Raw genomic sequence first — 9,361 nt, 5'->3', positions numbered from 1 at the left:
GAAAACGAAAAACTAATTTATAGAAAGAAATCTGGCAATAGGCACCCGACGTAACCGCTGTAACGCTGTAACCCGGCGTGCACCAGCGCACCATGAATACCGAGACCTCGTATAGAGCCGCCCTGCAGGCAGCAGCCGGCCACCACCTCGCCGACCTCGGCGCGATCAGCGATCGGCACCGCGCAGTAGCCGCAGCCTGGACCGCGCACCAGCGTGGCGAATTGGCGCGCGAGGATGACGTGAGCATTTGGGCAATCGTTGCCAGCCACGGCGAGCTCGAGGCCGCGCGATCCGCGATCCGCTGGATGGCGCAAGGGCCCGCAGCATGAGCCCGCACCCGGCGCTGGCCGCACTGCGCGATGACGTACGCACCCTCAGCCCAACGGCCGCGCGCTACGCGTGCATCTACCTGGCCGCACTGCAACTGCCCGACACATGGGCAACCGCGCTGTTGCGCGACCTGCATGCGCGTGCCGGTGATACGCCGTGGCCGGAGTTCGAAGCGCTGGTCGCACACCTCGGGGTGCCATGCGCCTGGTCACACGCGGCGTGCCTCGGCGATGCGTTCGACATGCGTTGCTGGCTCGCAGCCGTGGACGCGCTGGCAGCCGCGCATGCACCCTTGCCCCCACTGCAGCCCTGATTGCCCCGTGGTGGGCCGCTTGATGGCCCGCGCGTCCCACCGCCGGGGGTGACTCGCCGGCTCATTGGCGACAAGGGAGGCTCCTGGAGGTCTGCCATACCCGTGTGGGATCGTGGACGGGCACGCGTCAGACGAATTTCGGATTTTTCATCTTGATAACCGTTATATATCATAACTATATCGACTGATGAGGGCGCGCGCCCGGCCAAACCGGGCCGCGCAGCTCCACCGTCCGCACCCTAGCTGCACTGTCCGCACGCTACCGGCACCGCGCCCTGCGAAATTTGGCCGCAGTCCCCCAAGCGGCACCGTCCGCCACCATGCGGACCATGCAGACACACAGCAACCCCAACGCACCGGCGCTCATCACCGCCGCCGCCGCCGCCGATCGACTCGGCCTAGGCGTCAAACGCTTCAAAGCCGCCGTGACGGCGGGCGAACTCGGCGGCCTGTGGCTGGTCGAGATCGGCTCCGAGTGCTACGTGCATAGCCGCTTGCTCGAGCACTTCATCTGCGGCGAGCCGGCACCCGCCAGCCCCGCCGACCTGTTTCGCTGAATCACCTACCTTGAAAGAAATCAAGATGCACACCCTGTATCGGGTCGACGAGTCTGTGCTCACCACCAAACCCACAGTTGCCGCGGCTGTACGGCGAGTCGATGCCGCAAATCGCGCCACGGACACAGCACTCGCCGCCGCAGCGCGCCGCGCCAACGAAATAGCCGACGAATCAACCTGTGCTGTCGACGCCCTGATTGACGCCGTAGCCGCAGTGCTGCGCAACGCGACGGTAGCACCCCCCGAGCAGCGCCTGGCGCACATCACCGAAGAGGCCGAGGCACTCGGCTACCGGCTCATCCCGAATGACGCCATCAGCACCATCATCGAGAAGCTCGGTGCCACCGCCGTGCCTGCAGTCGCATGAAGCCCTTTTTCAGCTTCAAAGCGTCGGCGTCCGGCGCCGCCCTCTCGATCTACGACGAGATTTTCAGCACCCACGCCGCAGCCTTCCGCACTGCGCTCGACGCAGTCAAGGGCTCGACGCTCACGGTCGAGATCAACTCGCCTGGTGGCGACGTGTTCGCCGGCTTGGCGATCTACAACATGCTCAAGGGGTCGGGCAAGATCATCAATGTGAACGTGGCCGGCATTGCAGCATCGGCCGCATCGGTCATCGCGATGGCGGGCACGACGATCAGCATGCCGAGCAACAGCTTCATGATGATTCACAACCCGATCACGGGCGTCTACGGCAACGCCGCCGACCTGCGCGAGAGCGCCGACGTGCTCGACAAGATCGGCGCCGCGCTGCTGGCCATCTACGTCTCGCGGACCGGAATGCCCGCCGACAAGATGAAGGAACTGCTCGCAGCCGAAACCTGGTTGACGGCCGACGAAGCCGTGTCGATGAAGTTCGCCACGGTCGTGACCGACGCCATCGAGGCCCGGGCTTCATTCGACATGGGTCGCGCGGACCTGCCGGCGCACGTCAAGGCCGTGTTCAAACCGCTCAGCACACCCACGCCCCACGCCGCCGTACTCGCAGCTGTGCAACCAGTTATCACACCGTCCACTTTGTGGGCACATCACCGGAGAACCAAGTAATGGAAGACGTCAACGTCGAGCGCCTTATGGTGAAGCTGGACCAAGCCAAGGACGTAATGTCTGCGGCACGCACGGCTGCAGCATCCATGCAGGAAGCACAGACAGATATGCGCCGGCACATCGAAGCCGTGCAGGAGGCGCGACAGCGCAAGCAAAACGCTCAGACGTCTGGAGCATTCCGGCGCATGAAAAGCGACGAGGAGGCCGCAGCCGACGCCGAAGCCGAAGCACGCCAATGCCGCACGGAGGACGGCATCCTCGCTACGCTGACCGCGCGCATCGAGCGTCACCGTACGGCACACGAAGCCCTCGCAAAACGCGCCCAGGTGTGGGCCGAATATTCCGGCGCACTGCGCGCCCTCGCACAAAAGCACGGGGTGAACCTGCAATGAAAAACATCAATCGATCACCTCTTACCGAGGTGCAGGCCTCCATCGTTGCGATCAACGGGCAACTGGCCGACCCGACGCTGACCCAGGCGTCACGCGCCGAGATCGATACGGCGATCGTTGCGCAGATCGAAGCGATCCACGCCGCCGAGACCGAACGCGTGGTGGCCGACATGCAGAAGGCCGCCAAGGGCAGCAGTATCGACCTAATGACGACCGACACGTACGGGTGCAGCGTAGACCCTACGCTGGCCGTATCCATGTTGCAAGACAACACGCGCGCATGGATCACGGTAGCTGTCGGCAAGGACGCGATGGTGGAGCGCTTCAGGGAACTGCTCGCTGTCGCACTGCCTGAAGGTCTCGACGCCGAAGTCCGCGCGCAGAAGCGCGCGGACTTGGAGCGCCAACTCATCGCGCTGGAACTGCGCGAAGAAGCACTGGCCCTGGAGGCCGAAGCACGCGGCGAAATCATCGACCCGCGGCCCGGCCAGCGACCCCACGCGGCCATTCTCGTCGGATGGGGCAGTCATGATTGACCTCGAAATCAGGTGCCCGCGCAGGGCGCGCGCCTGGACCCGCGGCACTCCGCAAGAGAGGCAACTTCGCGTCGCCGCGGCGCTGGCCTGGTTCGTGCCGTTTCGGACGATCGCGGTGCGACCTCTCATCAAGAGCGCATCGTGAGTCCCGAGACCGCACGGCGCATTGAGCAGCGCGTGCACGCTGCGGTCAAAGCCAACCGTCTGCGCATCGTGCCCCTCGGGGAAGCCGGCGCGGTGCGCATCGTCGGCCCCGGTGTTGACCTGACCGCAGCGACGATCACCGACGTGCTTGTCTCCGACCTGCAGCCCCACTTCGGTGAAGACCTCGCGCCCCGCGAAGCCTGACGGCATGCAACGCGGCGCAGAGCACCGTGCGGCGGAACTGCGGCGGCTGCTGCGCCGCCAGCGCGCCCTCGCCGACTACTGCGCGGCACACCCACCGGTGACCGCGTTCGACCGACACGTGCAGGCCACTTGGATCGGCGCCTTTGAACAGCGCCTAGCCGCACTCACACCCAAACACGAAAGAAAGCAATGGCAACGAATCGCGATGTGAAGATGACCCTCCAGACGCAAGTCGAGGGCGGCGACGACATCAAGAAACTTAGCGATCAGGTCCGCGACCTGGCGAAGGCTGGCGGCGAAGCGGCGCCCGGGTTCGAGAAACTGGCCGCTGCGGTCGACGCGAACGATGCCGCGCTGACCCGCGCACGCGAAGCCGAGAAAAGCGCCCGCACCGCGATCGACGCGACGAAGGCAAGTCTGCAAGAGAAGAAGGACGCACAGCGCCTGGCCAGCATCGAGACCGACAGCGCGGCCAAAAAGACCGGGGAATATCAAGCCGCAACGAAGGCAGCCAACCTCGAAATTTTCGCGGAGGAGAAAGCCCTGCGCGCGCAAGCCGCCGCGCTCAAGCAGGCCACCGCCGAAGCGAAGGCCGCGGCCGTGGCTCAGAAGGCGCTCGAGACCGAAGCGAAGGCCGCACTCGCAGCAGCATCGAAGGGCGCCGCCGGCGCAAGCACAAGCATTGATCGCGTATCGAAGAGCACCGGCGAAGCGTCCGACCTGCTGCGGCGCCTGGGGCCGCTCATGACAGCGGCGTTTTCTGCGGATCAGTTCGTTCGCACGATCGCTGCGCAGGAGTCTCTCAACCGTGGCTTCGAACAGATTTTCGGAAGCGCAGGTAAAGCGCGATCGGAGATGGAGTTCATCCGCGCCACTGCCGATAAGCTCGGCATCGAGGTGCAGACCCTGGCCCGCAGCTATCAGAGCTTGGCAGCCAGCACTAAGGGCACGGTGCTGGAGGGGCAAGCAACCCGCGACGTGTTCGAGGCAGTCTCGCGCGCCATGTCCGTGCTCGGCAAGACAAGCGCCGAGACGGAGCACGCCCTGGTCGCGGTCTCGCAGATCGCATCAAAGGGCACGGCCAGCATGGAGGAACTCCGCGGCCAGCTTGGCGAAGCCCTGCCCGGCGCGATGAAAGCCGCGGCGGACGGTGCCGGCATCACGGTGGAGCAGTTGGTTGCGATGGTGAGCAACGGACAGGTCCTGGCGGCCGACATCCTGCCGGCGCTGACGAAGGGTCTCAACGACCTGTACGCGAAGGCTGCGCCTCCACAGACGATCACGAGCGAGTGGGCGCGCCTGAAGAACACGATCACCGACACGATGGTTGCGGTTGGTGAAGGCGGGGCATCCAAGGGCATCGCCAAGGGGCTGAGCGCTCTCGCAGTTGGCGTGCAAGGGGTGTCGCACGCGACTGATGTTGCTGGCACAGCAATCGGTGAATTCATCGCGAAAGTTGCCACGGGCAACTACGAGCTTGGCACCGCAGCCGAACTTAACGCCAAGTACGACAAGCAACTACGCCAAGCCGCCGAAGCGGCCGGCCTGGTCGACAAGGCGCTCAACGGCGCGACGAACGCAACGCAAGCCCAGGCGCGCGCCGTAGACAACGCCGTAGACGCGCAGACGCGTGCCACGACCGTACAAAAGGCGGCCGGCGAGTCGGCGCTCGCCATGAAGGCGCACTATGCCGAATTGTCCACGGGCGCGGAGAAGTACACCGACCTGGTGAAGGCCCAATCAATCGCGCACCAAGCCGAAAGCGCGGTGCTCGTGCAACTGGTCGGTGTGTATGGCAGCGACATCGAGAAGCGGCAAGCGGCCGCCGCCGCTGCGCAGGTGCAGGCCACCGCATCCCGCGACGTGGCGCGCGCGCTTGAACTCGAAGCCATCCTTGCACAGTCGCGCGCCCTCGCGCTGCAGACGGAAGCGGCGAAGCGCAACGACACATCGGAGGCGACCAAGAAAGAGATCGAAGCCGCGCAACAGAACGCCGCGGCCAAACGCGCAGAGGCAGACGGCTCGCGCGCGCTTGCCACGTCCAAGGGCATCGAGGCGGAAGCCACGAAAGCCAGTGCCGCCGCCTATGCCGACAACTCGGCACGCGTCTACGAACTGCGCGGCGCGGCGCAGGCTGCCGCAACGGAGGTCGAGCGCCTGGTCGCTGCGCAGAAGGACGGCAAGGCCACCAGCGAGCAGGTTGCCGACGCACATGCGAAGGCATCGGCAGCGCTGCTGCTATATCGTGATGCACTGAAGGATGCGACCGCAGCCGCCGAGCGCAAGGTGCAGGCCGAGCAGATCAACAGCCGGTTGGCGCAAGGCGCGATCAACGTGGATCGCCTGCGCGCTGGCGCGCTGGAAGAGGTGGCAAGGGCAAGCGGAGACGCGGCTGGCGCGGCCCGTGCACATGCGATTGCACAGCAGTCGGAGATCAACGCGGCGCGCACCGCGGCCGACACCGCCAGTCGCGAGGCGCAGGCCATCCGCGAGGCCGCCGAAGCGAAGGAGAACGAACTGCGCGCAACGGGCCAGTTGACTCCGGCGAAAGAGGCAGAGATTCAGGCCACGCTCGCAGCGGCCGCAGCCAAGCAGCAGGAAAGCGATGCGGCGGCCATCCTGGCCGACAAGCTGCAGCGCCTGCTCGACCTGGAGCGCAAGCGGACGCAGCAGCAAGAGGAAAACAAGCCGAAGACCGCCGACGGGTTCGAGAAGAACAAGGACGGGTCGGCCAAGGGCACGTTCAACAACTTGGCCCCGCTCGACAAGGCGTTTGAGGCGGCACGCACCCGCGGCGAGGGCATGAGCGTCGAGGAACTGAAGGCCGCGAAGAGGCAGGCCGACGACGCCGGTGCGTGGCTTCAGGCGATGATGAAGTCCGGCGGCGCCGGGTCGATCAGCCCCGAGGCTTTCAGTTCGACGCGCACGCTTCAGGCAGCGACAGCGAGCGCGCTGGAGGATGCGCAACGCAAGGCGGCGGCCGATGAGCGCCAGAGGGCCGCCAAGGACGCCGCGGACCACGCGCCGGTGCGACCGGAAGCGGCGCAGCAGAGCACCACCCACACCGTGAACATCAACTTGCCCAACGGCACCAGCGGGTCGGTCAACGTGGCGTCACCGAGCGATGCGAACGTGCTGACGGCGCTATTGGGGCAACTCAGCCGGGCCCGCGGGGTTTCCTGAAAACCTCGGAGGTTTCTGCGGAAACTCCCGCCTATAGCGGCGCCTTGCACCCCATCGCGTCGCACTTCCTCTGCAGCGAGTCAACCTGGCCTTGCAGCACCTGTGTCTGCCCGCTGCAACTGGTCGCTTGGGCCTGCGCCGCGGTGGCGTCGGCCTGTGCGAGCGCAGCGCCGGTCAGGTTGTCGTTGTAGCGTGTCCGGTTTCCGTTGATGACCGCCACGGTGCGCGCGCAGCGCTCGCGGAAGTTGTCCAGCTCGTTCTGCTTGTCGCGCAGCGCGTACTCGGCGTCCTTGCGCAGGCGCTCCTTCTCGAGCGACGCGCTCTGCTCCTGGACCGACGGCCGCGCCGGCTTGCTGCCGAGCTTCTCCGGGGCGTACTGCTCCTTGATGACCACGCCGCCGGCGGCGCAGGGCATCTCCTGGAACGAGGTCTTCCCGCCCTCGGTGCACTTGTAGAGGGCCCACGCTGGTGAGCACGCGAACAGGGCGGAGGTCAGGATCAGAGCGGTGCGTTTCGCCATCGGCATTGCAAAGGTCTCAGAGTTGTGTAACAAGAAATGTAACCGACGTGGACCGGGACAGTCTGGCACAACGCCCCGATTGGCCCTCACCTTTCAGGGCTCTTTTGTTTAGCAATTGCCAAAGAACTTTGTTGTGCAATTGCTAAAGAAAACAGGTAAGTCGTAATTAATGGGACGGGCAATATAGCGATGTTTTCTTACCCGCAACCTAATATTTCGCTACAGTTAATGACCGCACCAAGATCGGGCGGCACCTAAAGAGAAACTAAATGCATTCATCTATCCCCTCGACCCATCCTGCAACGATCGTCTTGGTGCTCGAGTACCTCCGCGCGCCCGGCACACGCTATAGCGGCCCCCGCGACATCCCCAAGATGCCCAACGGCACGCCGTTCGACGACCGTCTGGCCACGCTGCAGGACTTCTGCGACGAGGTCGAATTCAGCATGACCTGCGACGAACGCCTGGCGATCCGCAGCGCCGAGGATGCGTACACGGCGGCCTATGCGGGGGTCAATTCCGCAATGCCGAAATTGGAGCGCGTAGGGCTTGCGTTTGAGCGCGCAATTGAACGAGCCGGCCACGTCCGCGCAATTGCTGCGCAGTCGGGGGCGCGGCGAGCGCTGGACTGAGTTTTCCAAAAGCCTGCGCGATGTGCGGCCGAGCATGGTCGATCAACCACGGTTGCGAGGCAGCGATGGCCGCCTAAAGATTACGACCCACCCCGAACAGAAGGCCCCGATTGGGCCCTAATTATTTTCCAATTCAAAGGAGCACCGCGCTTGAAAAGACCTCGCACGACCGACGCACAACCCGTCTTCAATATTCGCCCGCTCTACTTGGCGCGCGACCACGCCGCGGCCTACCTTGCACTGTCGGTGGGCACGCTGGACAACCTGGTCGCTCGAGGCGACGCACCGAAGCCCCGCAAGCTCAGTCAGGGCCGCGTCGGCTGGCTGGTCGATGACCTCGATGCGTGGGGCCGCGCTCGCCCTGAGTCCGACATCCTGCCGCCTGTGAATAGCGGCCTCGGCCGTGCCGGCAAGCCATTGTGAGCCGCCATCTCACTTGTCGTTCAGCACGAGAAACGCGAGGTCCTCACCCATCCGGTAGCGCTGAGGTCGGGTCTCGTTTACGCACACCGCGAAGCCGGCGGCAGCCAGCGCGTCGAGTTTCACAATCAAGTCCTCGTGCTCGTCCTCGTGGTAGACCAAGGTTGGTTTGGATGGAATGAAACCAGTGCTGGCGGTCGGGAGAACCGCGATGTCGCGGATCAGCGCCAGCCTAGGGTCTGAGATGTCCTTCCGCATCTCGGCGATCAGGAGCAGCATATGCGCCTTCAACTGGCGAAAGCGAACGAGCCGCGCGTCGACCCTCTCCGCATCGCGCCGCTTGTCTGTGGCCTTGTCGGCAAGATAGGTGCCGGCGGCGCCGACGGCGGTCCCGGCTAAAAACGTGACCAGGTGGGTAGCGTCGAGCAGCCAGTCGAGTGTCAATGCCACAGCATCAACCCTGTTTGGGAGACGGCGCAGCTTTGATCGCGATGGCCCGATCGCCTCGCAACACTTCGAGCGCAGCGGCCCGCACCTCTTGCTGCTGGCCCTCGCTGAAAACATAGCCCATTGGGTAGTAGCCGTTGTGTTGCATCGACGTGTCTGTGAACGACACCTTCTGTGCCGCAGCCATCGCCCGCAGTAGGGGAAAAAACCGGTCGTCCGAGACTTTGAGCCAAGCTTTGATTTCGGCATCCGTGGTGCCTTGATCCATCATCAGATGCGCCAAGTAGAAGTTCCACGCGTCGCTGACTTTCGGGAACCGCTTAGCCGGAAACACCAGGTCGATCCGATTCAGAGCGCCGACGTGCATCGGCGCCATGCGCGCCTTGCGAGTGCTCATCAACGTGTGAAAAACCTGTTCTCTCGACTCGTAGTCTCGGGCCCTGCTGCGAAGCCACTCGGACGCCTGCACGGCAAAAAAAGGGCTCAGAAATGTGACCGCGATCGTCGCGATGTCCGCGAGCTTCAGGGGAGACGAGAAATCGAACATGCAAACTCCGGGATTGATCCGGCCCTGAATGTAACTTGCGGCACGTGTCGTTACGTGTACGATAGAGGCTCGCGGAGTCCTATCCGGGT

The 9,361-nt window shown here is 64.5% G+C and carries 15 protein-coding genes; 12 read left to right on the top strand and 3 right to left on the bottom strand.

Annotated elements, in window-relative coordinates; translation table 11 throughout:
- Window positions 1-92: 92 nt before the first annotated feature.
- From WKW80_RS05245 to WKW80_RS05200, 10 genes are all read left to right on the top strand, one after another.
- Window positions 93-329 (top strand): hypothetical protein, encoded by a 237-nt coding sequence (locus WKW80_RS05245; RefSeq protein ID WP_340362493.1) that lies wholly within the window; start codon window positions 93-95, stop codon window positions 327-329.
- Window positions 326-643, top strand: a complete 318-nt coding sequence (locus WKW80_RS05240; protein ID WP_340362492.1) for a hypothetical protein — start codon at window positions 326-328, stop codon at window positions 641-643. The genes WKW80_RS05245 and WKW80_RS05240 overlap by 4 nt, the downstream gene beginning before the upstream one ends.
- 329 nt (window positions 644-972) lie before the next feature.
- On the top strand, window positions 973-1,200 hold the full coding sequence (locus tag WKW80_RS05235) for a hypothetical protein (RefSeq protein ID WP_340362491.1): 228 nt from the start codon (window positions 973-975) through the stop codon (window positions 1,198-1,200).
- A 25-nt stretch (window positions 1,201-1,225) separates the two neighbouring features.
- Entirely contained in the window at window positions 1,226-1,567 is a 342-nt protein-coding gene (locus tag WKW80_RS05230) for a hypothetical protein (RefSeq protein ID WP_340362490.1), read from the top strand.
- Window positions 1,564-2,247, top strand: a complete 684-nt coding sequence (locus WKW80_RS05225) for a head maturation protease, ClpP-related (RefSeq protein WP_340362489.1) — start codon at window positions 1,564-1,566, stop codon at window positions 2,245-2,247. The genes WKW80_RS05230 and WKW80_RS05225 overlap by 4 nt, the downstream gene beginning before the upstream one ends.
- A complete protein-coding gene (locus WKW80_RS05220; protein WP_340362488.1) occupies window positions 2,247-2,639 on the top strand; it encodes a hypothetical protein in 393 nt (130 codons plus the stop codon). The genes WKW80_RS05225 and WKW80_RS05220 overlap by 1 nt, the downstream gene beginning before the upstream one ends.
- Window positions 2,636-3,175, top strand: a complete 540-nt coding sequence (locus WKW80_RS05215) for a hypothetical protein (protein WP_340362487.1) — start codon at window positions 2,636-2,638, stop codon at window positions 3,173-3,175. Before WKW80_RS05220 ends, WKW80_RS05215 begins: the two co-directional genes overlap by 4 nt.
- 141 nt (window positions 3,176-3,316) lie before the next feature.
- On the top strand, window positions 3,317-3,523 hold the full coding sequence (locus WKW80_RS05210) for a hypothetical protein (RefSeq protein ID WP_340362486.1): 207 nt from the start codon (window positions 3,317-3,319) through the stop codon (window positions 3,521-3,523).
- Between the two features lie 4 nt (window positions 3,524-3,527).
- On the top strand, window positions 3,528-3,734 hold the full coding sequence (locus WKW80_RS05205) for a hypothetical protein (RefSeq protein ID WP_340362485.1): 207 nt from the start codon (window positions 3,528-3,530) through the stop codon (window positions 3,732-3,734).
- Window positions 3,713-6,706 (top strand): tape measure protein, encoded by a 2,994-nt coding sequence (locus WKW80_RS05200; RefSeq protein ID WP_340362484.1) that lies wholly within the window; start codon window positions 3,713-3,715, stop codon window positions 6,704-6,706. The genes WKW80_RS05205 and WKW80_RS05200 overlap by 22 nt, the downstream gene beginning before the upstream one ends.
- A 31-nt stretch (window positions 6,707-6,737) precedes the next feature.
- On the opposite strand, the gene WKW80_RS05195 is transcribed toward WKW80_RS05200, so the two are convergent.
- Window positions 6,738-7,226 carry a hypothetical protein gene (locus WKW80_RS05195; protein WP_340362483.1) on the bottom strand — a complete coding sequence of 163 codons (489 nt, stop codon included), beginning with the start codon at window positions 7,224-7,226 and terminating at the stop codon, window positions 6,738-6,740.
- 269 nt (window positions 7,227-7,495) lie between these two features.
- Between WKW80_RS05195 and WKW80_RS05190 the strand changes: the two genes are divergently transcribed.
- Both WKW80_RS05190 and WKW80_RS05185 read left to right on the top strand, forming a co-directional pair.
- Window positions 7,496-7,858: a hypothetical protein gene (locus tag WKW80_RS05190; RefSeq protein WP_340362482.1), complete on the top strand. Its 363-nt coding sequence runs from the start codon at window positions 7,496-7,498 to the stop codon at window positions 7,856-7,858.
- Window positions 7,859-8,008: 150 nt separating this feature from the next.
- Entirely contained in the window at window positions 8,009-8,281 is a 273-nt protein-coding gene (locus WKW80_RS05185; RefSeq protein WP_340362481.1) for a helix-turn-helix transcriptional regulator, read from the top strand.
- A gap of 9 nt (window positions 8,282-8,290) precedes the next feature.
- Here WKW80_RS05185 and WKW80_RS05180 read toward each other — a convergent pair whose 3' ends face one another.
- Window positions 8,291-8,728, bottom strand: coding sequence for a hypothetical protein (locus WKW80_RS05180; RefSeq protein ID WP_340362480.1), 438 nt, complete (start codon window positions 8,726-8,728; stop codon window positions 8,291-8,293).
- 4 nt (window positions 8,729-8,732) lie between these two features.
- On the bottom strand, window positions 8,733-9,272 hold the full coding sequence (locus WKW80_RS05175; RefSeq protein ID WP_340362479.1) for a DUF6680 family protein: 540 nt from the start codon (window positions 9,270-9,272) through the stop codon (window positions 8,733-8,735).
- Window positions 9,273-9,361: the final 89 nt, after the last annotated feature.

The sequence above is a fragment of the Variovorax humicola genome (assembly GCF_037889915.1).
In the GTDB taxonomy this organism is placed as follows: Bacteria; Pseudomonadota; Gammaproteobacteria; order Burkholderiales; family Burkholderiaceae_C; genus Variovorax; species Variovorax humicola.
This window is presented reverse-complemented; position numbering and strand designations above follow the sequence as displayed.

Excerpts from the sequence above, each read along its gene's own strand:
- WKW80_RS05195 (WP_340362483.1), bottom strand. The coding sequence starts at position 7,226 with ATGGCGAAACGCACCGCTCTGATCCTGACCTCCGCCCTGTTCGCGTGC.
- WKW80_RS05240 (WP_340362492.1), top strand. The coding sequence starts at position 326 with ATGAGCCCGCACCCGGCGCTGGCCGCACTGCGCGATGACGTACGCACC.
- WKW80_RS05225 (WP_340362489.1), top strand. The coding sequence starts at position 1,564 with ATGAAGCCCTTTTTCAGCTTCAAAGCGTCGGCGTCCGGCGCCGCCCTC.
- WKW80_RS05175 (WP_340362479.1), bottom strand. The coding sequence starts at position 9,272 with ATGTTCGATTTCTCGTCTCCCCTGAAGCTCGCGGACATCGCGACGATC.
- WKW80_RS05235 (WP_340362491.1), top strand. The coding sequence starts at position 973 with ATGCAGACACACAGCAACCCCAACGCACCGGCGCTCATCACCGCCGCC.
- WKW80_RS05245 (WP_340362493.1), top strand. The coding sequence starts at position 93 with ATGAATACCGAGACCTCGTATAGAGCCGCCCTGCAGGCAGCAGCCGGC.
- WKW80_RS05215 (WP_340362487.1), top strand. The coding sequence starts at position 2,636 with ATGAAAAACATCAATCGATCACCTCTTACCGAGGTGCAGGCCTCCATC.
- WKW80_RS05190 (WP_340362482.1), top strand. The coding sequence starts at position 7,496 with ATGCATTCATCTATCCCCTCGACCCATCCTGCAACGATCGTCTTGGTG.
- WKW80_RS05220 (WP_340362488.1), top strand. The coding sequence starts at position 2,247 with ATGGAAGACGTCAACGTCGAGCGCCTTATGGTGAAGCTGGACCAAGCC.
- WKW80_RS05205 (WP_340362485.1), top strand. The coding sequence starts at position 3,528 with ATGCAACGCGGCGCAGAGCACCGTGCGGCGGAACTGCGGCGGCTGCTG.
- WKW80_RS05200 (WP_340362484.1), top strand. The coding sequence starts at position 3,713 with ATGGCAACGAATCGCGATGTGAAGATGACCCTCCAGACGCAAGTCGAG.
- WKW80_RS05230 (WP_340362490.1), top strand. The coding sequence starts at position 1,226 with ATGCACACCCTGTATCGGGTCGACGAGTCTGTGCTCACCACCAAACCC.